The organism is Rickettsia monacensis, assembly GCF_000499665.2.
Taxonomy (GTDB): domain Bacteria; phylum Pseudomonadota; class Alphaproteobacteria; order Rickettsiales; family Rickettsiaceae; genus Rickettsia; species Rickettsia tamurae.
The window spans coordinates 400,100-426,366 of sequence record NZ_LN794217.1 but is presented as its reverse complement, the minus strand read 5'-3'; the positions used below and the strand labels follow the sequence as shown (position 1 = coordinate 426,366).

The following is a 26,267-nucleotide window of genomic DNA, read 5'->3' as shown; positions in this document are numbered from 1 at the left end:
AACTTGCCAGGTACTATCTTATCTTTTTTCTTCGTACCCAACAATCCTTAACTGTCAGATCAATTCTTTACTTTTACACCTGCCTTCGCAGGAATGACATCGTTCCATGCTAAGGCAGCGTAAATTTATTCTATATTATTTGGTATAATAACTATTGCATCAGATACAGGGCGTATTGTATGTTCGCCTAAAACTTCATCTTCATCACCTGTAACATTATTTATAATTTTTTCGTCCATAAATAGCGTGGAAGAGCCGCCGCCATCTAAATTGATTGCTGATTCACATCCAAGGCTTAACATATAATCTGCAAGTTCTGTTTTAGTTAGCCCTATCACAGTATCAAATTTTTAACGTTTCGGGAATTGTTAATTTTTCAAAAGTTATACCTTTTTCTTTTCGTAGAATTGATCTAGCTTGTTCAAGCTTAATGTATTTTATATGCTGCTTATATATCTGTTCTACTACAACTATCACTAGTACCGTCATTACGCACCCCTAGAGCGATACGAGCATGAGCCGAATCATTTTGCTTTGGATTATCTATAACATTTTTACCGTTTTGAACCAACAACGGAATACCGGTTACTACTGAAGCGGTTTTGCTTAAATTTATAGGCTTACCGTCTTTATCGATAAATTCTAAATTTAGCTTTACGGAATCATTTATATTTACTACCGGTAAACTTATTTCTTGTGGAAAGGATAATATAAAGCCTTTTTGCGGGATTTGATTATCACCATGCTTGCTTATTTCCGTAACAATAAAATTCCGGTCAATCAAAATTTCTTTGTTAGTATACGACGTTAATGTGGAGGACGCCCAAACATCATTATAGAAAGTTAATATCTTTTGGATTTGAAAAATAATTCACTTGATTTGGAATAATCGATTTATCACCTATTTCTACTGAAATTTTTACTGATGCTTTGGTAATTTGGATATTATTTTGATCTATGATTAACAAGCTTTGTAGTTGTTCTAAGACTAAATAGCTTGCCGTCAATCATTAAAGTAAGGCTTGGTCTGCCGTCATCGCTACCGGCGATTTCAAAAAATCCGCCATTAATAGCAGCAACTGCATTAGTGCGGCGTGCTATAGCATCTACTGTTTCTCTGCCTATAACCTGATTATGTGCTTCAACTAGTTTTAGCCCAAAATTCTTAGGATCAATAGTTAACACATGAATAACATGCTTATCTTTTTCATAACGATTATAGGTTAAGCCTTTATATTCCTTAGCGTATATTTTAAAACTGATTATTAAAGTGAGAAATAAATAAACTAATCTGATCATATTGTTTTACTTTTTTTTACAATAAAATTTAACCATAATGCTTCTTTACTTGGAGAGAATCTCTTACTCTTTTTCGTCCATATTTTAACTACCTCAAAAAGCCCGTTAAAATAAGGTTTTATTGTATCTTAATTCATATTGTCATCACGGTTGTATAATATCTGAACCGTATCCGTAAGAAGCATAAAAAATCCCTTCCGGCTTTAATGCAGCATGAACTTTTTTATAAACATTGATTGTTTCATTATAAGGTACATGAAGGAGAGTTGCTTGAGCCCAAACTCCATCAAACGACTTCTTAAAATTGATATCTTGAAAAGTTGAGTGCAGTACATCTATTCCGGTTTCTTTTGTGGCTAATTTGACCATTTCGGTTAAGCCGTCAAAAGCGGTAACTTGATATCCTTGACTTAAAAAATATTTTGTATCACGGCCAACTCCGCAACCTGCATCTAAAATATGCGCTTTTTCAGGTAAATAGCTAGTAAATGCTTTATAGTTATCAGATAAATCCGCATTGATTGTTCTGTTATAAAACTCTTGAGCATTATTATTATAATATTGTATATTATTCATAATTTTATATTTATTCCCAACTACTAGGTTCTGTGAAGGAAAATTAAATTATTTATATTTTCAGATATTTTTTAGCGAAAATTAATAAGATTTTTGCAGTAATAGTTGTTCCTATTTTAAAAAAATCTTATGATTTACAGCAAAAAATAGCAAAAATAGATTAATTTAATTTTCCTTCACAGAACCTAGTATATTTATACTCACCAAACAATAAAATACAAATAGAAAATACATATAATTTCTATTATATATTAGACTTCTTTTCGAACTCGCTTATAGGGAGGAATTTGGAGGGAACACTTCACCTCGCACCGCAGCGTACAAAAAAGTACGTGAGGATGAGAGTACCGGATTGACGTACAAATTACCCCTAGAAGTAGAGTTCGAAAAAAAGTCTATTGACTATTAGACTTAAAAATGGTCTACTTATCAAGAATAAGGCTTAAGGTTTATATGATAAAAAAAATAATATTTGGAATAGCTATTTTACTTAGTACAAGCTGCTTTGCCAATAGTACAACTTCTGACGGCTCCAAAAAAGACGGTGCAAAAACTAATGATGTTACAACACAAAAAATTATAGATGATTTTTCTGCTTACGCCGGTACTATAAAACCGGAAGTACGGAAGGAAATACAAAAATATAGAGTAGAAATAGTCGATATTAATAAGAAGAAACGTGAACTATATAACAGCCTTTCCAAAGAGGCTCAAAATTTTTTAGCAGAGCAACAAAAATATAAACAAAAACTATCTATCTCTAAACTATCGGCAGAAAACGACCAAAAGAATAATACTGCTGATTCTAATGATAATAAGAACAAAGATACAAAATAAATTATTTTTCTCAGCGTTGTTGCGTGACTCCAAAATTGTCATTGCGAGCAACTGCAGGTGTTGTTGCATGGATCGAAAAATCTACTTGATGTCATTCCTGCGAAAGCAGGAATGACATCAGAGCCATGCAACAAAGCTGCTTTTAGCTAGGAATTACATCTTCATAAATCTGCTCTACTACACCATCAAGACCCATTAAAAAAGTATAAACTTTTAATTGGGGAAATTTTTCTTTTATTATATCACGGGCTTTGTTTAAAATTTCTGCATGAGCTGCCGTTTCTTTTTCCTTGGTATTTAGCTGTTCCTGACCTATAAGTATTTTATAAGCTCCACATTCTCTATGATCAAGAAAAACAATTTGTTTGATGTTATGTAATTCTTGTAAAATCTCGATAGTATCTTCTATTGTTTTTCCCCAATAAGTATATTTGTCGTTAACAAGGGCAAGCGATGCACCCGGTAGCGATACTTTATCAAAATTATCTTCTAATCGTAATTGCTTCATTAATTTATCTGTTTCGTCTATTAATCTAAAATCTACACAACTAATTAAAAGAGTAGAAGCTTCATTTAATGTTTTTAAATGTTCATTACTTACTTCTACCTTTACAACTTTCTTATCGGCAATTATATCATTGTTAGCAGCGTAAAGATTTAAACTAGACACCATAATAAACCCTAAAATTATATATTTTATATATATCATAAAATTCTCCTATTTAAAAATATTTCTTACATGCTTTAAAATAAGAATAGCCTGTAATGATTGTTAAAAAAGTGGCAATCCATAAAATTATTTCCCCTACTATATCTAAATAAATAATTCCTGAACCTTTTGAGCCTAGTATCAATATCGATAAAGCAAACATTTGTAAAAACGTTTTTACCTTAGCAAGTCTCGATATAGGCACACTAACCTTTACTAGAGCCAAAAATTCCCGAAGACCGCTAACTAAAAATTCTCGTGCTAAAATTAATAAGCAAGGTATCTCATCTACGTTATCCTTTTTTAGTAGCATTATAATAACGCAACCTACTAGTAACTTATCTGCTATAGGATCAAACATCTTGCCAAAACTTGTAACTAAATTATATTTTCTTGCAATATAACCGTCAAAAAAATCCGTCATACTAGCTAAAACAAATAATAATGCTCCAAGTTTACGTGCAAGTAAATTATTTATATAAAATGCCAGTATAATAACCGGAATTACCATTATTCGAGCAATAGTTAGATAATTAGGTAAATTTTTATCTATTCTCATTAATTAATTAAATTTATTAATATAATATTGTTGAATTATGGATAGAATATTATTCCAAGACCAATATATTAAAAGTCCCACAGGAAAACTACTAAACATAAATAAAAAAATTAGCGGCATAAATTTCATTACTTGAGCTTGCATCGGATCCGCAGGTTCAGGACTCATTTTTTGTTGTAAGAACATAGTAATAGCCATTAAAATAGGCCATGCTCCAATCATTAAAAATGACGGCGGCAAGAACGGTAATAAGCCAAATAAATTAAAAATAGTAGTAGGGTCAGGTGCAGATAAGTCTTTAATCCAGCCGTAAAACGGTGCTTGCCGCATTTCAATAGTTACATACAATACTTTATAGATGGAGAAAAATACCGGAATTTGAACAAGTATAGGTAAACAACCCGCTACCGGATTTACTTTTTCTTTTTTATATAAAGCCATAATTTCTTGATTTAAACGTGCCTTATCATCACTGTATAAATTTTTTATCCTATCGATTTCCGGCTGTAAATTTTTCATTTTTTTCATCGAACGATAAGACTTATTGGCTAAAGTAAACATTAATAGCTTAATTATAACCGTAACAATTAATATACTAACACCGAAATTACCGACATAGCCATAGAAAAAATTCATGGCGTAGAAAACCGGTTTGGTAATTATATAAAACCAACCGAAATCAATAGCTCTATCAAATAATTTGATATCATATTGCTTTTCATATTTATCAAGCAAATCTACTTTTTTTGCTCCAGCAAAAATTCTGCTTTTAATGGAAAAATTTTCACCGGGCTTTATTATTTGTACCGGTGAAATAAAATCTACCTGATATCTTTCAGCCCCTTGCTTAAGAGCATAATTAAAATTCGAGCTGTAATTACTTGATTTATCCGGAATCAAGGAAGATAACCAATATTTATCAGTAATTCCTATCCAATCGACCTTACCTGCAGCAAATTTTTCGCTTTTTTTATCTTTAATATCATCATATGAATATTCTTTAAGATTCTCGTCTATACACCCGATAGGTCCTTGATGTAATATGTTTACCGCTTTCTCTACGGCAATATATTTACGGTTTATTAAACCGTAAGATTGGACAGGAAGTTCTTTATCACTATTATTAACTATGGTTTGCTCTATAGTAAATAAATAGTTTTCATCGACAGTAATAGTAACTAAAAATTTAACTCCGTCTTCATTAACCCAAAATAAATTAACGGGTTTTTCAGGGCTTAATATTTCACTATCACTATTCCATATAGTATCGTTGTTAGGGAGTTTTACACTAGATAAATTACTAACTAAACCAATTTCAGCAAAATATGCATTTTCTGTATTAGCCGGTGAAAATAATCTCACTTCAGGACTATTTTTAGATAAATCTTGTTTATATTTCTTTAATATTAAATCGTCAAATCTAAGTCCTTTTAATGAAATAGAACCGGTGAGTGATTCAGATTCTATTTTAATACGCTGTACTTGACTTTCTTCTTGAACAACAATATCAGTTGCAGGTTCTACTAAAGCTTTTAACTGTTGTTTCTTTAAATTTTCTGCTTTCTGCACTGCTATTTGCTTTTGCTGTTTTTTTTGTTCAGGTTTTATAACAAAATACTGCCAACCGAAGATTATACTTAAAGACAGTATAATAGCGACTATTAAATTAATTATATTATTATTCATTCCTAGGTCTTAAATTTTCATATTTTTAAAGCTTTAAGTTTTAAAGCATTTAGAGAAAATAATCAAGTAGTATATATACTTCTTTTCTTTCAAAAGTAGTGAATATCCAAGATGAAGGACTACTTCCATCTTGGATACAAATTTAATTTATTTTTACTACTTTTCATTTTACTTCGGATATATTATACCACTCCCATATTCTGAAATATTTTTAATTTAAATTCAGGAAGTATAGAAATTAAATGTTCAGAAATATTATCCTGTATATTTTCATAACCTACTAAATTCACTTCTTTAACGAAGAGATATATTTCTATAGGCAACCCATGAATCGTAGGTTCAAGCTGTCTTACTAGAAAAGTAAACCCTTCGGTATAAACTGCCGGATTATTTTTTAGATATTCCTGAATATATAATTTGAATAGTTTAATATTAGTTAAATCTTTCTCTTCTTTATCAAGAGTGATTTTATCTATTACATCCTTTGATATATAAGGAGATTTTTTTAGTTCTTTTAAAATAGTAGCATCACAGAAGTTAATAGTTGCCATATTAATATTAAATACTCTCTTTACCCTTCTTGCTCCTGATTCACTAATTCCTCTATAATTAGTTACGTTAGAATTTAAAATGCTGTAAGTAGGAACTGTAGAAATAGATTGGTCAAAATTCCTAATTGTTACTACAGAAATAGTAATTTTTTCAACTGTTCCTTCAATTTCGCCTATACGTACCCAGTCTCCAATATTAATAATTTCTTGAGTAGTTAGTTGCAAGCTTGCAAGTAATCCTAAAACGGTATCTTTGAAAACAAATGTTAAAAGAGCTGCGGCTGCACCTAAGCTTGTTAAGAATGTACTAAGTGAAATATTTAATATATATGAAATAGTTACCATTACTGCAATAACTATGACAATAATTTTTAATATTTGAAAATATAAGCTAAGCGGTGCATTTTTTGTAACGGCTTTGATCCTATTGTGATACAGATCTGCAAAAGCATCTATAAGCATTAATAATAACATCGTCACGGATATACTAGTATATAAGATTACTATAGTATCTTTGATTCCTAGTAATACATGTGCTTTAAAAGAAGTAGGATGGAAAATATTTCCCCAACATACAAAGTAAATTGCTAATAAAGTGTGTAATAAATAACGAAATATAGGATATTTGTTTAGTATCCTTTCATAATCATCATAATGATGTCTAGTTAAATAATTTGTTACAGGAATAAAAATTAATCTTTTAATTAGAAATATCACCGGTATAAGAGTTACTAACATAACAAACAATAATACTAACTCAGTACTTGAGGTATGATATAGATCCATTAAATATTGCATATTTTACCTATCATTATTATTATAAAATATAAATCTTTTTTATTATTACTAAAAATTTTATTTTTATCAATAATTTTAACTCAAAAGAATTTGGTATTGCTAACCAAATATAGATACTGTCATTGCGAAGCCACGAAGCAGCTGCGGCAACCCATAAAAATAATAAAAAACTGGATTGCCTCGTCAATTATTTACGTAATTTTCCGTAACTCAGACATTAAATGAATTAAATAACTTATTTATCTATGACATTTCCTAATATCAATCCAATTATTTTCTCTATAGGTCCACTTGCTGTCTCTTGGTATTCTCTTTCATATGTAGTAGGAATTTTGCTAGGCTGGTTCTATGCAAACAAAATTATAGAAAAATTTAAGCCTCAAATTACCAAAAAAAATCTAGAAGATTTCATTACTTATGCCGTTATAGGCATAATAGTCGGAGGCAGACTAGGGTTTGTTTTATTATATAACCCTTCTAGATATTTTTCAAATCCAATAGATATCTTAAAAACTTATGAAGGCGGTATGTCTTTCCATGGCGGAGCTTTAGGGGTGATTATTGCTGCTTATTTGTTTTGCCGAAAATATAAAATTAATTTTTTAAGTCTCACGGATATAATAGCCCCTGTAGTACCTATCGGATTATTTTTAGGTAGAATCGCTAATTTTATTAACAGCGAACTATACGGACGTATTACGAATTCTTCTTTTGGTATGATTTTTCCGAATAGTGATTTGATGCCAAGACATCCTAGTCAGTTATATGAAGCTTTTTTTGAAGGTTTAGTATTATTTTTTATCCTAGCATATGCAACATTTAAGCACAAAACTCTTAAAAAGTGCGGTTTAAACTCAGGACTATTTTTAACATTTTACGCTCTTTTCCGAATCGCTGTTGAAATATTTAGAGAACCAGACATACAAATCGGGTTTATTTTAGTTAGCTTAACTATGGGACAAATCTTATCTGTACCTATGTTCCTTTTAGGAAGTTATTTAATATGTCAATCGAATCCAAAATAAGACAATTAATTGATCAAAACGGTTATATTACTTGCGATGTTCTCATGCAGCAAGTATTACAATCAAATCCTAATTCCTATTATAAGCAAGTAAAATCTTTGGCTAGCAAAGGTGATTTTGTTACGGCTCCTGAAATTTCGCAGCTATTCGGTGAAATTATCGGCTTATGGTGTATCAAAGAGTGGCAAAGAATCGGTTGCCCAAAAAGTCTTAGTTTGGTTGAGCTTGGTCCAGGTCGAGGTCTATTAATGCGTGATTTACTACGTACTGCAAAATTAGTACCGGAATTTTATAAAGCTTTATCAATTGAACTAATAGAAATTAATCAAAATTTTATTGTTCATCAAAAGGCTAATTTACAAGATATTGATTTACCGATTAAACACCTATCATTTATAGAAGATATACCCAAAAAACCTACTATAATAATAGCTAATGAATTCTTTGATGCTATGACGATAAAGCAATATGTTAAAGTCAAGGAATTATGGTATGAAAGAATATTTGTGGTGCAACCGGTAGACGGGAGAATTAAATACGACAAAATAAGCATTAATAAACCATTACAAGAATATTTACTAAGAACTCATATTGAAGCAAAAGACGGAGCAGTGCTTGAAGAATCTTATAAATCTATAGAAATTATAAAATTTATAGTTGAACATCTAAAAACACAGAGCGGCAGTTGCTTAACAATAGATTACGGTTATGATATAGCTCCGAATGCTAGAACTAGATATCAATATAATCCAACATTACAAGCGGTCAAAAATCATAAATATTGTCCCATCCTTGAGAATCTTGGAGAGGCCGACTTATCGGCACATGTGGATTTTTATACATTAAAAACAGTAGCTAAAAATAGTAAAATAAACGTAATAGATACAATATCGCAACGAGATTTTTTAATAGAAAACGGAATCTTATTACGCAAACAAACATTGCAAGACAAGCTTAATGATAGACATCTTTCCAAACTCGCTTATAGAGAGGAATTTAAAGGAGACACGAAACGCAGCACCGCAGCGTACACTTTAGTACGTGAGGATGCGAGTATCGGATCGACGTATAAATTACCTCTAGAAGTAGAGTTTGGAAAGATGTCTGAGCAAGCACAAATAATAGAAAGACAGGTAGAAAGACTAATATCACCGAAACAAATGGGAACATTATTTAAAGTATTACAAATTATGAATTAATCTAGGTTCTGAGTCTTGATTATAAATGGACAACTTAAATTGTACAAGTTACGACTTAATCTGACAGAGTTGAGTAATCAGGCAGCTTGATGGGCAATCATCAAATTGTCTGATATTCTCTCTATATTACCAATATTTTTATCTATATTACCAATATTACCAATATTTTTATCTTTAGCAATATAAAGTGAATCTGTAAAAGATTGCATTGGTGTTTTACCAAAGCAATGTTTACCGGAATGAGGTCTTGCATTATTGTAACTCACAAGCCAGTTATCTATATCTGTTTGCAATTCATCAAGTGAATTATAAAATTTTTTGCGGAATAGAATGTGATAGCACTCTTCCTGCATAGTTTTATGGAAACGCTCACAGATACCGTTGGTTTGAGGACTATATGCTTTAGTTTTGGAATGATCGATATTCTCAATGCCAAGATATAGTTGGTAAGCATGGTTTTCTGGTTTTCCACAATATTCCGTACCTCTATCAGTTAATATTCTAAGCAGAGGGATATCATGGTTTGCAAAGAATGGAATAACCTTATCATTTAAGTGGTCTGCAGCTGTAATAGCCGTCTTTTCGGTATAGAGTTTACAAATAGCTACTCCTCAATAGGTATCGACAAAAGTTTGCTGATAAATACGGCCTATGCCTTTAATATTACCAACATAGTAAGTATCTTGTGAACCAAGGTAGCCAGGGTGCATAGTTTCTATTTCACCACTAGCTTCACGTTGGTTTTTAACTTTTTCAAGAACAGCAAGTTGATTATCACTTAAAACAATACCATCATTTGCTACTTTAGTCTCTAGAGCTTTTAGACGTTTTTTGAAACTTTCTAAATCATGACGTAACCACACAGATCTAACTCCGCCACCAGAAATGATTATCCCACTCTTGCGTAATTCATTAGCAGCACGTTCCTGACCAAATGCTGGAAATTCAACAGCTATATTAATATATTAACTAACCCCGATTATGGATAAGGATATAGAGAGGAAGGAAGGTTACAAGAGTTATTAAACCTTATATAAATAGGGCACTGAAGGAATAAAATAAAGGTTTAATAACATGTGTAAATATACTACAATATTTTGTATAGTAGATAAATTTTGTAAAATTTATGAGAAATGGGTAAAACATCAATTGCTGAAAAGTAATAAGCAAAGATTTAGAGAAGGTAAGCTTTCCTTAAGTGAAGAACTCTCAATAATGATTTTTACCATTTTAGTGCATATAAACATTTAAAAGCTTATTACCAAAACTTTATTATTAATGGTAATTTGTTCAGGAATCCACCTTGTTATGAGAGATTTGTTCAGCTTATTCCTTCATTATTTCTGCCATTGATTGTGATGTTACATTACTTAAGTGGGAAAAGAACGGGAATTTATTATGCAGATTCCACACATTTTGCAGTATGTAAAAATATCAGAATTAATTCTAACAGAACTTTTAATAATCTTGCAAAAATGGGACGTAGTTCTGTCGATTGGTTTTTTGGATTCAAGCTTCATATGATAATCAATGATAAGGGAGAAATTATTGCTGTTAAAATTACCAAAGGTAATGTTGATGACAGAATTGCATTTGAAGCAATGGTTATCAAAAAGGTCTAAAAGGTAAGTGTTATGATGATAAGGGGTTTATTTCAGAAAAAATGTTTACAAAACTTTATAAGCAAGGTTTAATAAAAATTACCGGAATAAGAAAGGATATGAAAAACTATTTATTACCTCTTTTGGATAAAATCCTTTTAAGGAAGAGATTCATTATCGAAACCATTTTTGGCTACATAAAAGAGAATTTTAATATTACTCCTTCCAGACATCGATCACCTATTAATTTCTTTACTTCTCTATTCTCTGCTCTTATTGCTTACCAACTTAAACCTAATAAACCATGTATTTCTTATCCATAATCGGGGTTTATTTAATAAATCTCGTTTTAAACGCCATAGTTTTTAAGTCACAGATAGAGCTTTAATAGTAAAAATTTTATCAAGATTAAATATTCTTTACTTATGTTATTAATGAATGTATAAAGCACTAGATAAAAAATTATAATTTAGTTAACAATAATTAACTGTAATTAAATTATAGCACAATATAAAAATTAAATTTTATGGAGAAAAATAATGAGAGTTTTGTTAATTGAAGACGAGCCGGAAATGGCTAACTTAATTGAGTTAACTTTAGCTTCAGAAGGGATAGTTTGTGATAAAGCTTCAGTTGGTGTGGAAGGTTTAAGACTTGTTAAAGTCGGTGGTTATGATCTAGTGATTTTAGACCTTATGTTACCGGATATTAATGGTTTTGAGATATTACTAAGATTGCGTGCTGCCAAAATAAAAACTCCAATCTTAATTTTATCTAGCTTAACGGATACCGATCAAAAAATTACCGGTTTCTCTTCCGGAGCCGATGATTATCTAACCAAACCGTTTGTAAGAGAGGAATTAATTGCTAGAATTAAAGCTATAGTTAGACGTTCTAAAGGGCATGCAGCATCAGTATTTAGGTTTGATAAGGTTAGCGTAAACCTAGATACTAGAAGTGTAGAAGTTGACGGCAAAAAAGTACATTTGACGAACAAAGAATATGCTATTTTAGAGCTATTAATACTCCGAAGAGGAACTATATTAACTAAAGAAATGTTCTTAAATCACTTATATAGTAGTGTTGACGAACCGGAAATGAAAATTATTGACGTATTTATTTGTAAACTTCGTAAAAAGTTAAGTGATGCTGCCGGCGGTAGAGATTATATCGACACAGTATGGGGACGCGGTTATATGCTAAAAGAATATGATGAATTACAACAAAAAGAAATTTTAGCACAAGGAGCATAATTAATGCCTTTATCGACTTCTTTACTTGGTAAAAAAAGTACTTATAAAGATAGTTATGATGCGACTTTATTATTTAAAATTCCACGTATAAATAATCGAAACGAACTTGGAATAAATAGTAATAATCTTCCGTTTTACGGGGTAGATGTTTGGAATACATATGAACTATCTTGCCTTAATAAGAACGGTAAGCCATGGGTTGGAATAGGCACTTTTTATATACCGACGGATTCCGAAAATATAGTAGAATCAAAATCATTTAAATTATATCTAAATTCTTTTAATAACTTTGTTGTTGAATCAGTAGAAGAACTAGAAAGAATTATCTTGCAGGATCTAAGTAATGTTACACACGCTAAAGTAACAGGACGTATATTTCCTATAAATACAAAAATAGAATTTGGTGTTCCAAGCGGTAAAAATATCGATGATTTAGATATAGTATGCAATAATTACGGTCCACCCGATAATAGTTTAATTGAGTATGAAGATGTTTTAGTAGAAGAAGAGATTAATTCTAATTTACTAAAATCAAATTGCTTAGTAACCGGTCAACCGGATTGGGGTACAATCGTTATAAAATATAAAGGAAAAAAGTTAAAACATGATTCTTTCCTGAAATATCTAATATCTTTTAGAAATTGTAATGAGTTTGCAGAGCAGTGTGCCGAGCGTATTTTTACAGACATTAAAAACGCTATAAATCCTGATTTTCTTTCTATTTATATAGTATATACTAGGCGTGGAGGAATTGATATTTGTCCCTATCGTTCTTCTACCGATAAAAGTTATACTTTACCTAGCGATAAACGACTTATTAGGCAATAATCACTTTTCTAATCCATAAAAAAATCCGTTTGCGAGAAAGGCATTGTCCGTGTGGATTGAAAAACGCATCTGTTGTCATTCCGTGGCTTGACACAGTGGATTTTACCGGTCCATCCAGCAATGTTCCGACTATACAGGAATGACATAAACGAGCTACGCAATAACGCTGATTAAGGCGGATAACAATCAAAAAATAATTCACGTAACAAGCTTTTCGCAGGATAGAAGTTAGTATAATTTTATGATTCTTTTGTAGGATTTTGTGGAAGCTTTAGGCTTTCTACTATTTTATTCAGGTCTATTTGACTACAGATCCCCAGTAATACGGGATCACGAGGACGAATAGAATTCATATTCCAATGGATACGGGTTCTAATAGCATCTATAGTAGTTTTAGTAGTACCTATTAATTTAATTATTTGATGGTCTTGGATGTTCGGATAATTAGACAATAACCAATATATAGCATCCGGTTTATCTTGACGTCTTGCTATAGGAGTGTATTTAGCACGCTGTTTTTTCTGATTTTTCATCAATTCATCAGCAGGGCTATATGAAATATGTAAATTAGCATTAGGATCTTTACTGCAACGCTCAATTTCCTCTAAAGTTAACTGACCGTTTGCAATTGGATTTAAACCTTTTATAGATTGTGCTACTTCATCGTCAGCCATACCTTTTATTTCAAATTCATGAATACCACAAAAATCGGCAATTTGTTTAAAAGTTAAAGAAGTATTTTCAATTAACCACATAGCCGTGGCTTTTGGCAGAAGCGGTAATGTTTTTTGCGAATTCATGATAATTGTTTTTTGGCTTAATTTAAGAAGTTATAACAAATAGAGTTATTTAAGTCAATCTTCATTTAGAAACTTAACTATCTCCTCAACTACTTTCTTAGCATCGCCGAATAACATAAAAGTATTATCGTGATAAAATAGCTCATTTTCTATACCTGCATATCCTGATGCCATAGAGCGTTTAATAAACAAAATCGTACGTGCTTTTTCGACATCGAGTACCGGCATACCGTAAATTGGACTATTCGGATCATTTTTAGCAGCAGGATTAGTTACGTCATTTGCCCCAATCACAAGCACTACATCAGTGGTAGCGAAATCTCTATTAATTTCTTCAAGCTCAAGTACTTTCTCATAATCTATATTAGCTTCTGCAAGTAAAACATTCATATGTCCAGGCATTCTACCGGCTACCGGATGTACGGCAAAACGTACATTAATATCTGAACGTTCTAATATATCAACCATCTCTTTTATTATATGCTGAGACTGGGCTACTGCCATACCGTAACCAGGGACAATTATCACCGACGATGTATTAAGTAGTAAATGTGCCGCATCTTCAGGGCAGCTTGTTTTTGCTATTTTATCGTCGTCTATATCCTTGTTAATTCCAGTAGGTGCAGGCAAAAACGCCCCAAAAATAACCTTAATTAATGAGCGATTCATCGCTTTGCACATTATATAGCTAAGTATAGCTCCGCTACTGCCGACCAATGCCCCGGTAATAATAAGTAGGCTATTACTAAGCGTAAAGCCGATACCTGCTGCTGCAAAGCCTGAATATGAGTTTAGCATCGATACTATAACCGGCATATCTGCACCGCCTACCGGTATTATTAGTAATACCCCGATTAACAGCGATAAAAAAACTATTAGATTAAATAAAAATATATTTTCTGAACTAATAAATAATATTATCAGAAGAAGTAATATTATTGCTGTTAATAGGCATATATATTGCTGACCGTAGAATTTTAGTGGGCTACTTTTCATTAAGCCTTGTAGTTTTAGGAAAGCTATTACCGAGCCGCTAAAAGTTAATGCCCCTATAGAAACTCCAAACGATATTTCTATTAGCGAATTAATAGGTAAACTTCCTGCTATTCCTATAGAAAAATTTTCAGGAGCAAGTATCGTAGCGTAAGCTACAAATACCGCAGCAAGACCAACGAAAGAGTGAAATCCAGCAACTAATTGAGGCATTGCCGTCATGGAGATTTTAAGTGCAATAATCCCTCCGATTATACCGCCTAATAATATAGTTGCTATAATGGGTAATTTATGAGTAAAATCCGGGAGGAAAAAAGTAACGCCGACTGCTATCGCCATCCCCAAAATACCTATGGTACTGCCTAAACGTGCTTGCTTTTGTGAGGATAAGAATTTGAGTGATAGAATAAAGCAAACAGCTGCAACTAAGTATAATAACTGGATAATTTGTAGGGACATAGGTGAATTTATTTAATAATTTGGAAACGTCATTGCGAGGAGGTTAGCCTGCGTGGCAATCTCATGAAATAATAACAAACTCCTGAGATTGCTTCGTCAATTACTTCGTAATTTCCTCGCAATGACGGCTCAGTTATCCATATAACAATGTCTCTTCGCAATGACGAGAGATTTTTAAAAAGTAAATCCTATACCTACGGAAACTATTAAAGGGTTAAGTTTAACTTTAGAGGTCACGGTTTTATTACCTACTAAATTCGGTTTATACTCAAGTTTAGGATTTAAGAAAAATTGTCTTACGTCAATATTGATTAAAGTATCATCTTTAGCATAAAAATCTACACCTATTTGTCCTACGGCACCGTGTCCGTTTCTAATTTTAAGACCGGTAGCTTGCGTAAGCATATAAGAACCGTGATAACCTATACCTATATACGGTCTTATTCCACCGTAAGGAGCTATATGAAATTGTCCGGTAACTGTTGCAGGAATCATATAAATAGGTTTGTTTTTTCCTAGTTTGACATTATCAACGCCATAATTATGAGCAACGGCTGCAAGGGATGTATATTTAGTGCGTAAAACATTAAAGCCAAGCGATAATTCAGTAGATAAATAATTATTAAAGAATATAGTAGTGGACGCATCACCTCCATAACCGTTTTTTGCAACTTCTCCTACTGAAACAGGTTGAGGAGAGGTAGGAGTAGGTAATCCTTTTTGCTTAGTACTTGAAAAAACACCACCTAGACGCATCTTGAAAACTAAACTTCCTTCATTTTCGTAATACGGTGTATCATAGTCAGGAGCAGAATCTACATCATCATACATGCTTTTAGCAAAACTATTAATACTTATGCTGGACACAAACAAAATTATCCCTAATTTTTTCACTATTCTTAACATATAATTATAACCTTTACTTGCTTAAAATTGATTACCGTATTATTATATAAAGTTTTTGTTTATATATTTATACCTATTGTCATAAAAGATAGAATTCTTTTATGCTAAAAGTCAAGACATTTAAGTAAAATTATAGAAATTATTGGAGCATATTAATGAATGATGCATTAAAAACATATTTAACCGGTATAGGTTGGTTTTTACTTAGTTTAGTAAGTAGTAGTGCCAATGATGTAATGTCTAAATATCTTGGGACTCGTTTACATAGCTTTGAAGTAGCTTTTTCCCGCTTCTTTTTCAGTAGCATAGTTTTACTACCTTTTGTTGTTTATTACGGTAAAAATACCTTAAAAACAAGTCGTCCTTTTGTACATATATTAAGAGGGTTATTATTATTTTTCGGCATGACTTCTTGGACTTACGGTCTGACTATAGCTCCCATTACTACTGCAACCGTTGTAAGTTTTTCTATTCCTTTATTTACTTTAATATTTGCCGTATTTTTTCTGAACGAAAATATTATTTGGCAAAGATGGGTAGTTACCGTAGTAGGATTTATAGGACTTGTTGTTACGCTTAAACCGCATGCCGAGGATTTTAACCCCGAAATTTTGTATTTTGTATTAGCGGCTATTTCATTTGCTATGCTTGACATTATTAATAAAAAATTCGTAATAAAAGAATCGATAATTAGCATGCTGTTTTATTCGGCAATAGTAACTGCTATAGTGTCGCTACCTGTAGCATCGCAGTATTGGCTAACTCCTAGTAGTTTTGAATTAGCTTTATTGTTTGTACTCGGTAGTAGCGGAAGCTTAATATTATTCTTCCTACTTAAAGCTTTTTCCATGGTAGATGCAACCGCTACCGCTCCTTATAGATATTTAGAGCTGGTGATTTCGGCAATAGCAGCATATTTCATATTTAACGAGTTTCCCGATAAAAGCACACTTCATGGAGCAGTAATAATAATTCCTGCCACCTTATTTATAATATACTCCGAAAAAAAAACTATGAGTAGAAAACATGAATCGCAGTAAGCTAGTATTTTCAAGCGGTATCGCTAACACTTTTGAATGGTATGATTATGTATTATTCGGTTATTTTGCACCCATAATAGGAGCAAAATTTTCCCCGAATGATGATGCTAATACTTCTTTACTGCAAGTTTTTTTAGTCTTTGCTATAGGTTATTTGGCAAGACCGTTGGGTGGCATATTTTTTGGTGTTATCGGTGATAGATTTGGACGCAAAGTAGCCTTAACTAGTGCGTTATTTTGCATGTCTGCCCCAACCGTATTAATAGGAATATTACCAACTTACCATACTATCGGTATAACTGCGACTATATTAATGATTTGTGTACGAATTCTACAAGGATTATCAGTGGGAGGAGCTTTGACCGGCTCTATTTCCTTTGTTATTGAGCATACTAGCCATAAACACCGAGGCTTCACCGGTAGTATTTCAATGTCTAGTATATGCTCCGGTTTATTGCTTGGTTCTTTTGTTTCTTATATAGTCAAGAATATTCTAACAGCTTCACAATTTGATAGTTTTGGCTGGAGAATACCTTTTTTACTTGGTTTTTTTATTCTTTTTGCAGCATTTTATATTAAAAAAAATACACACGAAACACCGAATTTTAAAAATCTAAGAGAGCAGAAAAAGATTTTACAATCACCGTTAAAAAAAATCATTACCAATCATTGGTTTGATATATTAATCTCGATTCTTATCAATGCTCCCGGTTCGATAATATTCTATCTAACTACAATTTACTTGGTATCGTTTTTAAAAATCAGCCGCAACTTTACTGAAAATGAGGTAAATAGCCTCGCTAGCGTGTGTTACGTGATTATGATAGCCGTAACTTTATTAAGCGGTTATCTATCCGATATTATAGGTCGCAGGAAAATTTTTGTAATTAATCTGATAATAATTATTGTAACAACGCCGTTTTTACTTAATAATTTTGAGAACGGGGACTTCACAAGCGTAATTATCTCACAATTTATACTCGCTATACTTGCCGCTAGCTATATCGGTCCTGAACCGGCATTACAAGCAGAATTTTATCCTACAAATATACGTAACACTGCTCTCTCTATTTCATATAATACTGCTACAAGTATTTTTGGCGGTACTACGCCTCTTGTCTTTGAATATTTAGTACAAAAAACAGGGCATGTAACCTCGGCAGTTTATTATGTCATATTAAGCTGTATTTTTGCATTGATTGCCTTATCTTTTTACAAAAATAGAAGTTTAGATAAAATATGAAAAAAATTAAACCTGCAAACCTAGTTGAATTTAATGATAGTCTTGACACCTAAGAGTTTTTACTATGGCAATGCTTACGAACACAAAATAACTAAAAAAGGATTAGTTTTTGCTAGTATCTTACAGGATAGCATAAATCACTCCAAAACTGTTGAAAAATAACTAGTAATGAGGCAATTTCAAGGATAGATATAGACTTATTCGGTACGTGCCATAGAGTTACTACAACTGTAACGACTGACCGACTACAGCAAGAAGAAAGCGGATCTTTAGAAATGAGACCTGTTTCTGCAAAAGAGATAGCCCAATTACAAAAGTTAGTACAAGATAATAAAATGATATTAGCATGCCAAACCAAAGAAAAAACACTAAAGATTTTAAGTGATTATTTACAGAAAGAATTTGGGATGCATGCTAATGAAACTACAGTAGCATCTTATGATGAGGTACATATAAGTGGAGCGAATGAAGAGCTAGAATAAGAGCTTTTTTGTAAATAGTAAACGAATTTCCAAAATTCTTCTTGATTTAATAACAAATATATGGCAAAAAGAGTTTGAAATAATCTTGCTGCTATAGCTTAGGGGTAGAGCACTTCATTGGTAATGAAGAGGCCGGGGGTTCAATTCCCCCTAGTAGCACCACCACACATCCTAAGCTTTGTGAGTTTTTAACCTTTCTTGAAAAGCTCATATGCTGATTTTAGTCTAGTTTCTGTCAGATACTATTATAGTATTACGTTTATTTTATAAAGCTAAGTTGCAAATAATATAAAACTAATGTATGATTTACATTTAAAATACGGTAACGATTATTTTATTATATGATAGACATCCTTCTTTTTGTACATATTACTATTGCAATATTGCTAATTATAGTTATTCTGATGCAGCGTAGCGGATCGGATGGAATTAGTAGTATAAGCGGCGGTAATAATATGGGAGTAGTCAGTGCTAAAACAGTCGGTAATTTTCTTAGTAAAAGCACTATAATACTTACAACATTATTTTTAATAAACGCAATAGTACTTGCTAACCTTTCCTCAAAAAAGAAATCTGATTTAGTTTCTAAGATTAATGAAATTGAAGAAAATCAAGCAGAAAATAGTTTACCTATAGCTAAATAGTTACAGCTTTATCTTAGTAATATCTCTCATACTTGTCATTGTCTACCTTTGTTGGCATTGTTGCGTGGATCGGTAAAATACACTGTGTCACCCCGTGGTCAAGCCACGGGGTGACAGATAAAAGTACTGGATTCCCGCTTCTGCGGGAATGACATAACAGGATTCATGCAACAACACCTATGGATCAACGGAATGACATCAGAGAATTTAGTATAGTTTTCAGAACTCCCAATATATATTATTAGAGTACAGCAATATTTTTGCACCTAAAATAATTTTAGAAATGTCTATAGAATTTAATATAAAAGAAAAAATTTATATCATTTTATGTACGTTTTTACAGTCCTTATTATAGTAGGAAACTTAATATATCAAAAATTTGTTTACCTTAATATTTTTAATTTTTATATTCTTGAATTATCTATAGGAGCAATTTTTTACCCGTTAACTTTTTTATTAACGGATTTAATAGCTGAGTTTTACGGTAAAGAAAGAGCCAATTTTTGTGTAAAGCTTGCTATTATTTTTAATATAATAGTAGTTTAATAATAAGTCTTATGGATAAATTGGAAGCTACTAATTAGTCTAATGTTGATAACATAACTTTTCATAAAGTCTTTGGTTCATACCATATATCTTTTTAGCATCAACTTTTGCCTGTTATATAGCTCAACTTGTTGATATTAATATCTATTTATGGATACGTAAAATTACTAAAGATAAATATTTATGGGTAAGAAACAATTTTAGTACGGCAATTTCTTTATTTATCGATACTTTTATTGTAATTGGGATTATGAGCTTATTTAATATTTTTCCTTTTGACCAATTAGGTCATCTTGTACTTAATAGCTATTCATTTAAACTATTTTTTACCGTATTTAGTACACCGATATTCTATTTGGCAGTTTGGTTAATACGCTTATCTATCAAGAGATTTGATAAATAAGGATAAGATTCTCAAAAAACCCTATCCTCTATTTATTTTTACAAATTGACTTTTAGTTTAACAAGTCCTTGATGGCTTTGATATTTTCTATGAGTATAATAATTATACTCAAGTAGAACATTTATATTCTTTCTGCTCATAAGTATATTACTACCGATATTATATCCAAGCTTAGGTTGTTTTGGTATAATAATTGTTTCTTGTAATGTTTGTACTTTAAAAGTCGCTTTTGCATTAACTTTTGTATTTTTATTGAAGTGACGCTCAATATTACCGTACAAACTTGGTGTTAATACTATATTACTTGTGGTCGTTATAGGCTTAAAAACTATTTTACCGCCAAGGCTACTTTCAAATGATTGATTTGATTTCTTTGGAATCATCAGATTTTCTATATCTACATTATATTCTTTATAGTTGCTAGCTCTTGAATAATCATATTTAAAACCGATATTAGGAATAAAATGTAAATCGTATTTTGTACGATATTTATAATTTAATAAAGTTTGAAAACTTAAATTATTGTTTTGATATTTTCCAATTATATTATTAATACTTTTAGATTTATTCTTAATATAATTAAGACCGTAAGATGTTATAGCCTGCAACGAGAAACCTTTAATTAGTTCTTTTAGACCGTAAATGCTTAAAAGATGACCGTTAACTGCTGTTTTTCCTAGTTTTTTATTATATTTAATTTGGGATTCCAAACGGCTATAAGCTATTCCTATAACATCATGACTATTGATGAATTCAGCATCGGCCCCGATAGTTACGCCGGTTATACGACTTTGATATTTTGGAATATTCTTCCAAGTTCCTTGTTTGTTGATGCCGTATAAGCCGCTAATCCATACTCCTCTGTTTATACTAGCTTCTTCATCACCGGCCCCTATTGTAACAATCTTTAATCTATCACTTAAAATATTATAATGAACAGGTTTGTGAAGAGTTGAAGTCGCCTTAACTAATATTGCTACTTTCCTACTGGTGTCATCAGATACCTGTTGTCTCTGTGTTGCCTCATCTTGTTCTGCAATTACTTCAGTTTTGAATATTGCTACTTCCCTACTGGTGTCATCAGATACCTGTTGTCTCTGTGTTGCCTCATCTTGTTCTGCAATTGCTTCAGTTTTGAATATTGCTACTTCCCTACTGGTGTCATCAGATACCTGTTGTCTCTGTGTTGCCTCATCTTGTTCTGCAATTGCTTCAGTTTTGAATGACACATCGATAGCTTCATCTTCGCTTTCTAAAGCTATATCTTTTTTTAATTCTTCGTCAGTGGTGCTATTGCTTTCTTCTAATTCTTCTTCATCAGTTTCATATCCTTTATCGTCTTCATCTCTAGATCTTAATGTTAGAAGTGATTTTTTGTCATCTGATGATTTATCATTTTTGCTATCGTTAGAACTCAATAACCTCGGTGATAAAGCAGTTTTTGAATCAGATTTCTCTGACTTTTTATTGCTATCTTCAGGTTGTGTATCATCCTTTGTTGAGGATTCGTCATTTGCAGCTTTGTTTTCTTGTTGGAATAATTGTAATTGTTTCGGATCTAAACGTCCTAGTTTCTTTTCCTGGTTATTATTTTCTGATTGAACATCACTACCATATTTTTGTTCTAGTTCAGCAGACTCTGCTAGTAATTGTTCAACAAATAGAAACAATTCTTTACCTTTTAAAAGTTTGGATTTATAAATATTATGTATTTCTTGCCCTATTTCAGTTCTAGGACCTATAAAATTAGAGTTAGCAGTATTAAATGCCTCTTTTACATCTTCTTCTGGATATTTTGTCAATTGCTGTGTATAAATATTATGTACTTCTTGCCTTATTTCAGTTCTAAGACCTGTAAAATCAGAGTCAGCGGAAGTAAACGCCTCCGTTAATTTTTTGTTAAGTGTAATATCATATTTTTTAACATAATTAATAAATTCTTTATCTTTTGTTAATTCCAAAAGTTTAGAAGTATAAATATTATGTATTTCTTGCCCTATTTCAGTTCTAGGACCTATAAAGCTAGAGTGCATAGTATCGACTGCTTCTTGAATTTTTGCAAAATACTTATTATTTTGATGAACTTTAGATAAATTTTTTGAATGCTCAAGTACTACTGATTCCGCTATAGCTTTTTTAAACAAATCGGCATCAGAGTATTTTGCTTTATGTCCTACTACTTCTTTTCCTGATAAAGCAAAATCTTTATATCTTACAGCTATATCGGAGCTAAAGTTATAATTTTTTGTAGTTGTTTTAAAAGTATATGTATTTGCATTTAATTTAGTAATTCTACTTATCAAATCTTTAGTAATCCCTAATCTTGTTAGATAAGATAATTCCGAATCTTTTGAATCAGGCATTGGCGGTGGCGGTGGCGGCATGTTCCCGATATGGATGTGTTTTTTAACTTTTTTTTGCGAGTGCTCTTTAAGAGCTCTTAATATTGTAGGCATATGTAATTTATTAGTAAGAATTCTTACTTGTTCATTGCTCATGCCTGTAAATGAAGGCAAAGCTAATCTTAATTGATCTAAATTATTATTACCTTCTAGTTTGATAGTAGTAGCTTTTAAAAACTCTTTTAATAATTCGGGTTCTTTTTCCTTTACTATAGCAATAAACTCATTTTTAGATAAATTTGCTGTAATTAATTCTTCAAATTTTATTGTGCTTAAAATAGCTGTTCTTAAATCATCAAGTTTAGCCTGTGCTTGATCAGCATTAATTGTTTTTCTTAAGTTTGTATATTCTGTTATTAAAAAATTAGCTTGTTGTGCTATAGTTAATATATTAGGGTTGTTAATTAACTCTTCGACTCTATTGCCAAATATATCTTGATCGAAGTTTTCTGCATTAGTATAGGCAAATTTTAATTGTTCAAACGGAGTTTGTTTGCTCTTTAACTCTCTAATCAATTTTGATTTATTTAATTCAAGTTCAATAGGTCTCTTTAATTCTTCAGATATTTTACATGACGATAATAAAATACGTTTTACTGCATCATCAGTGTCTTCATTGAAAAGATTTTTAATTATCTCTTCGCTTGTTGTTGCTTTCTTACCAGCGGTTATATCTTGTATATACGGGTCTTGAATAAGTTTGTTAAAAGCTTCTTTAGCTTTTTCTTCGATTTTAGGGGTTGAAATGCTAAATAAATTTACAAGAGTTTTCTCGTCAGCTCCTTGGTTGGCGTATGATTCTGTTAATATTTGACGTATAACATTTGTAAGATCAGGTTGTCTTTTTATAAGCTGATCCTGTAAATCATCAGCTTTTTTACCTCCTGTCTCAGCTCTATATTCTGCATATAGTTTTGCATAAGCTGTCTCTGGCTTGCTTCTTTCTGTGCTGGTTGCACTGGAAGTTGTAGGTTGAAGTAACACTTTTGGTTGAACAGTAGTATTACGAATAAACTGAGTATATAATGAATGTATTTGAGGATATTCTGCTTGTAACTTATTTAAATCAAAATTGTTAGAGTTGCTACTAAAGCCTTGAGAATTTAAGGAAGGAGGTGGTGGTGGGGGTAGTATACTCCCATTTAGCGGTAGAGGTGGCGGATTCGGAATGCCGCTTTGTGTTTGTTCTAAATTATTTGCGTTATTACCTACTGCTAACCCTAAAATTTTATTGGTTTCATTGCTTAGTACGTTACTATCGGATAATAGTACTTTAATTATTGAATTTAATGTGTGTTTATTTACTTCTTTGGCTAGTTTAATCATATAGTCTTTAGCTAAAGTAGTTGTAGTTGTTATTAGCCCTTTATTTATTAGTTCTATATTTATTTCTCCTACTATTTCTGGCGTTAAAACATAGACACTATTTACAATATATGGTTGCATTTTGTTTTTTAACTCTAATTGCAGAGCTAAAAAGTTTTCTACTGCACTCTTATCTTTACTTGCTGCTAGTTTGATAAGATCTAATCGTACCTTTTCTTCAATTTTAAGTTCACTATTAGATATATTTCGTGTCGCATAGTCTTTAATTCTTTCAGCAAATTTAGTTTTTTCTTCAGAAGAACTATTTTCTAATAATTCTTTTAGAATAGGTCTATTTTTAACGTCAATATTGGTATTGAAATCTAATTGTCCCTCATCGTTGCTAAATAATACCTTTTGAATAGTAGTATCATTAAAATTACTTAAAATAGTAGTTACTGCTTGTTTTTTATAACTACTATCTACTTCAAGATTTAATGCTGCTATAGGATCTTTTTTAATAAGATTTGTAAATTCTTCAATATTTTCTTCTTGTTGTATTATTCTATTTATATAGTGTTGAGACTGCGTTAATTCATACTCTTTTTCATTATTCTTTTTTTTATTATTAAAGTGAGTTTTAAAAGTACTTATAGGATTAAAAGAATATGGTTGTTTCTCTTTTATAACCGTAGGAACCCACGAAGGTGTTTCTGTATTATTTGTACCTTGATTTGATATATACCAATTATCACTTTTGGTCCCGCTCTTTTTTTGAGAGTGTCCGGCAGACGGTTTAGTAGTATCATTGTTGTTTAGAATCTGGTTTGCATTTATTCTGGCTGTTATTTGCTGTATATAATAATTTGCTTTTACTTTCTCTATCTTAAATTCTTCCTTTAATTCTTCAACTGTAGGGATAATATTATTATCTATATAATATGCTTTTTTATTAAGCATCATCTGAGTTGCTATTGATTCGATATAGTTTTTTGCCTCACCTTTATCAGCACCGAATTTCTGCTCTAGCTCTTTTTCTGTAGGAATACTATTGTCAGCTATATATTGTGGCTTTTCTTTGTCCATAACTTTAAGTCTTATTGACTTAATATAGCCGTCTCTATTATCAGCACGAGATATACCAAACCTATTTTTTAACTCTTTTTCTGTAGGAATATGGCTATCCGCTATATATTGTCCCTTTGCGTTTTCCATAATTTCAGTTCTTATTAACATAACAAAAGATTCTGCATCATCTTTATTCATGTTAAGAGCAGTCCTTACTTCTTGCATTTCAGGGATAATATCATTATCAACATAATGTTTGTATTTAATATCTCTTTTTATTGAGCTGATATATAGATCGATTACCGCTTTTTTGTCTTTTTCTGCACGACGTACCTTTTGATCTTTTTCTACATTATTGTCTATTTTGCTAGGGTCATAACTTATTCCAAGATTTGTTGCTGCTTCTATATCTGTAGGAACTACACCTTGATTAATATATTCTTGTTTTTTTGTATCAAAATCCTGTTGTTTTACTCTTTCGACGTATAATAAAATTTCAGCTCTTGCTTGTCTTGCTTTATATCTAGTATTATCTAAAAAGCTTGATAAATCTTTTTCCTTATACTTTATTCCTAGATCACCTTGTGCTTGAGTAAAACTAGGAACTAAATCTGCTTCTTGCCATTTTTTGATTTTTTCATTTATAGTAAAATCTTTCCAAATATTTTGTTGCTGTTTTGAATTTTGCTTTTCCAATGCCGGTGTTTTACTAACTAAATCTTTGAAGCTTGCAGCTCTAGCACTTGTACCTAAAAAGCTACTAGTCAACAAACATGTTGACATGAAAAAAGTTAAAACATATTTTTTTGAGTGGGAATTTTGTAACTTCATTCAAACCTCGATTAGTTATTATTTTTTTTAAATATAAACGAGGCGAATCATACAATATTTATTAATTTATGTAAACTATTAATCATTAATTTTTAAGATATTTAGCCAAAATATGTTTAATATATCACATACTAATGTATACTCCGAATTTTAAACTTTTTTCAAAAGGAGTATGTAATACTATTTTTGAAAGGAATGTATTTCAGTTTTTGATAAATAATCAG

23 protein-coding genes, 1 tRNA gene and 3 pseudogenes are annotated in these 26,267 nt (G+C 31.3%); 14 read left to right on the top strand and 13 right to left on the bottom strand.

The genetic code is table 11. The features are described 5' to 3' along the window. Positions 1 to 125: 125 nt before the first annotated feature. From RMONA_RS10130 to RMONA_RS02100, 4 genes are all read right to left on the bottom strand, one after another. Positions 126 to 338 carry a phosphodiester glycosidase family protein gene (locus RMONA_RS10130; RefSeq protein ID WP_023507439.1) on the bottom strand — a complete coding sequence of 71 codons (213 nt, stop codon included), beginning with the start codon at positions 336 to 338 and terminating at the stop codon, positions 126 to 128. 110 nt (positions 339 to 448) lie between these two features. Then, positions 449 to 784: a hypothetical protein gene (locus tag RMONA_RS10125; protein WP_023507437.1), complete on the bottom strand. Its 336-nt coding sequence runs from the start codon at positions 782 to 784 to the stop codon at positions 449 to 451. A gap of 161 nt (positions 785 to 945) precedes the next feature. After that, positions 946 to 1,299, bottom strand: coding sequence for a hypothetical protein (locus tag RMONA_RS10120; protein ID WP_023507436.1), 354 nt, complete (start codon positions 1,297 to 1,299; stop codon positions 946 to 948). Between the two features lie 144 nt (positions 1,300 to 1,443). Continuing rightward, the gene (locus RMONA_RS02100) at positions 1,444 to 1,875 is read right to left on the bottom strand and encodes a class I SAM-dependent methyltransferase (RefSeq protein WP_023507435.1); all 432 of its coding nucleotides are present in this window, start codon (positions 1,873 to 1,875) and stop codon (positions 1,444 to 1,446) included. A 253-nt stretch (positions 1,876 to 2,128) separates the two neighbouring features. Here RMONA_RS02100 and RMONA_RS07905 point away from each other — a divergent pair. Together RMONA_RS07905 and RMONA_RS02095 are read left to right on the top strand one after the other, a co-directional pair. Continuing rightward, positions 2,129 to 2,278 (top strand): annotated as a pseudogene (locus RMONA_RS07905) (palindromic element RPE1 domain-containing protein); the annotation flags it as partial. Positions 2,279 to 2,328: 50 nt separating this feature from the next. Continuing rightward, a complete protein-coding gene (locus RMONA_RS02095; RefSeq protein ID WP_023507434.1) occupies positions 2,329 to 2,712 on the top strand; it encodes a hypothetical protein in 384 nt (127 codons plus the stop codon). Positions 2,713 to 2,854: 142 nt separating this feature from the next. On the opposite strand, the gene RMONA_RS02090 is transcribed toward RMONA_RS02095, so the two are convergent. The 4 genes from RMONA_RS02090 to RMONA_RS02075 all read right to left on the bottom strand — a co-directional run bounded on the left by RMONA_RS02090 (position 2,855) and on the right by RMONA_RS02075 (position 7,015). After that, positions 2,855 to 3,421 (bottom strand): carbonic anhydrase, encoded by a 567-nt coding sequence (locus RMONA_RS02090; protein WP_023507433.1) that lies wholly within the window; start codon positions 3,419 to 3,421, stop codon positions 2,855 to 2,857. Positions 3,422 to 3,434: 13 nt separating this feature from the next. After that, positions 3,435 to 3,980 (bottom strand): CDP-diacylglycerol--glycerol-3-phosphate 3-phosphatidyltransferase, encoded by a 546-nt coding sequence (gene pgsA / locus RMONA_RS02085; RefSeq protein WP_023507432.1) that lies wholly within the window; start codon positions 3,978 to 3,980, stop codon positions 3,435 to 3,437. Positions 3,981 to 3,983: 3 nt separating this feature from the next. Beyond that, positions 3,984 to 5,666, bottom strand: a complete 1,683-nt coding sequence (gene yidC / locus RMONA_RS02080) for a membrane protein insertase YidC (protein ID WP_023507431.1) — start codon at positions 5,664 to 5,666, stop codon at positions 3,984 to 3,986. A 182-nt stretch (positions 5,667 to 5,848) separates the two neighbouring features. Next, positions 5,849 to 7,015, bottom strand: a complete 1,167-nt coding sequence (locus tag RMONA_RS02075; RefSeq protein WP_023507430.1) for a mechanosensitive ion channel domain-containing protein — start codon at positions 7,013 to 7,015, stop codon at positions 5,849 to 5,851. A gap of 245 nt (positions 7,016 to 7,260) precedes the next feature. Between RMONA_RS02075 and lgt the strand changes: the two genes are divergently transcribed. Next, on the top strand, positions 7,261 to 8,040 hold the full coding sequence (lgt, locus tag RMONA_RS02070; protein ID WP_023507429.1) for a prolipoprotein diacylglyceryl transferase: 780 nt from the start codon (positions 7,261 to 7,263) through the stop codon (positions 8,038 to 8,040). Beyond that, entirely contained in the window at positions 8,019 to 9,239 is a 1,221-nt protein-coding gene (locus RMONA_RS02065) for an SAM-dependent methyltransferase (protein WP_023507428.1), read from the top strand. The genes lgt and RMONA_RS02065 overlap by 22 nt, the downstream gene beginning before the upstream one ends. Positions 9,240 to 9,316: 77 nt before the next feature. On the opposite strand, the pseudogene RMONA_RS07895 reads toward RMONA_RS02065, so the two are convergent. Continuing rightward, positions 9,317 to 10,201 (bottom strand): annotated as a pseudogene (locus tag RMONA_RS07895) (integrase core domain-containing protein); the annotation flags it as partial. A gap of 396 nt (positions 10,202 to 10,597) precedes the next feature. Between RMONA_RS07895 and RMONA_RS10830 the strand changes: the two are divergent. The 4 genes from RMONA_RS10830 to queF all read left to right on the top strand — a co-directional run bounded on the left by RMONA_RS10830 (position 10,598) and on the right by queF (position 12,921). After that, a complete protein-coding gene (locus RMONA_RS10830; RefSeq protein WP_023507103.1) occupies positions 10,598 to 10,861 on the top strand; it encodes a transposase in 264 nt (87 codons plus the stop codon). Between the two features lie 41 nt (positions 10,862 to 10,902). After that, complete coding sequence (locus tag RMONA_RS10825; protein WP_023507102.1) at positions 10,903 to 11,163, top strand: transposase; 261 nt, start codon at positions 10,903 to 10,905, stop codon at positions 11,161 to 11,163. A 216-nt stretch (positions 11,164 to 11,379) separates the two neighbouring features. Then, positions 11,380 to 12,093, top strand: coding sequence for a response regulator transcription factor CtrA (gene ctrA / locus RMONA_RS02040; protein WP_023507426.1), 714 nt, complete (start codon positions 11,380 to 11,382; stop codon positions 12,091 to 12,093). Between the two features lie 3 nt (positions 12,094 to 12,096). Beyond that, entirely contained in the window at positions 12,097 to 12,921 is an 825-nt protein-coding gene (queF, locus tag RMONA_RS02035; protein ID WP_023507425.1) for an NADPH-dependent 7-cyano-7-deazaguanine reductase QueF, read from the top strand. 239 nt (positions 12,922 to 13,160) lie between these two features. Here the strand turns inward: queF and RMONA_RS02030 are convergent, their stop codons facing one another. The 3 genes from RMONA_RS02030 to RMONA_RS02020 form a co-directional block, all read right to left on the bottom strand. Continuing rightward, positions 13,161 to 13,721, bottom strand: a complete 561-nt coding sequence (locus tag RMONA_RS02030) for a cell cycle transcriptional regulator TrcR (RefSeq protein WP_023507424.1) — start codon at positions 13,719 to 13,721, stop codon at positions 13,161 to 13,163. Between the two features lie 54 nt (positions 13,722 to 13,775). Beyond that, positions 13,776 to 15,173 (bottom strand): NAD(P)(+) transhydrogenase (Re/Si-specific) subunit beta, encoded by a 1,398-nt coding sequence (locus RMONA_RS02025; RefSeq protein ID WP_023507423.1) that lies wholly within the window; start codon positions 15,171 to 15,173, stop codon positions 13,776 to 13,778. 174 nt (positions 15,174 to 15,347) lie between these two features. Next, entirely contained in the window at positions 15,348 to 16,079 is a 732-nt protein-coding gene (locus RMONA_RS02020; RefSeq protein WP_023507422.1) for an OmpW family outer membrane protein, read from the bottom strand. A gap of 155 nt (positions 16,080 to 16,234) precedes the next feature. Here RMONA_RS02020 and RMONA_RS02015 point away from each other — a divergent pair, with 155 nt between their 5' ends. The 6 genes and pseudogenes from RMONA_RS02015 to RMONA_RS01990 all read left to right on the top strand — a co-directional run bounded on the left by RMONA_RS02015 (position 16,235) and on the right by RMONA_RS01990 (position 20,437). After that, positions 16,235 to 17,119, top strand: coding sequence for a DMT family transporter (locus RMONA_RS02015; RefSeq protein WP_023507421.1), 885 nt, complete (start codon positions 16,235 to 16,237; stop codon positions 17,117 to 17,119). Beyond that, entirely contained in the window at positions 17,106 to 18,362 is a 1,257-nt protein-coding gene (locus RMONA_RS02010; RefSeq protein ID WP_023507420.1) for an MFS transporter, read from the top strand. The genes RMONA_RS02015 and RMONA_RS02010 overlap by 14 nt, the downstream gene beginning before the upstream one ends. 275 nt (positions 18,363 to 18,637) lie before the next feature. Beyond that, positions 18,638 to 18,844 carry a hypothetical protein gene (locus RMONA_RS02005; RefSeq protein WP_023507419.1) on the top strand — a complete coding sequence of 69 codons (207 nt, stop codon included), beginning with the start codon at positions 18,638 to 18,640 and terminating at the stop codon, positions 18,842 to 18,844. A gap of 87 nt (positions 18,845 to 18,931) precedes the next feature. Further along, positions 18,932 to 19,006, top strand: a tRNA-Thr gene (locus RMONA_RS02000). A 179-nt stretch (positions 19,007 to 19,185) separates the two neighbouring features. After that, positions 19,186 to 19,488: a preprotein translocase subunit SecG gene (gene secG, locus RMONA_RS01995; RefSeq protein ID WP_023507418.1), complete on the top strand. Its 303-nt coding sequence runs from the start codon at positions 19,186 to 19,188 to the stop codon at positions 19,486 to 19,488. A 283-nt stretch (positions 19,489 to 19,771) separates the two neighbouring features. Further along, positions 19,772 to 20,437 (top strand): annotated as a pseudogene (locus RMONA_RS01990) (queuosine precursor transporter). Positions 20,438 to 20,475: 38 nt separating this feature from the next. Here RMONA_RS01990 and RMONA_RS01985 read toward each other — a convergent pair. After that, the gene (locus RMONA_RS01985; RefSeq protein WP_023507416.1) at positions 20,476 to 26,043 is read right to left on the bottom strand and encodes an autotransporter outer membrane beta-barrel domain-containing protein; all 5,568 of its coding nucleotides are present in this window, start codon (positions 26,041 to 26,043) and stop codon (positions 20,476 to 20,478) included. Positions 26,044 to 26,267 lie beyond the last annotated feature (224 nt).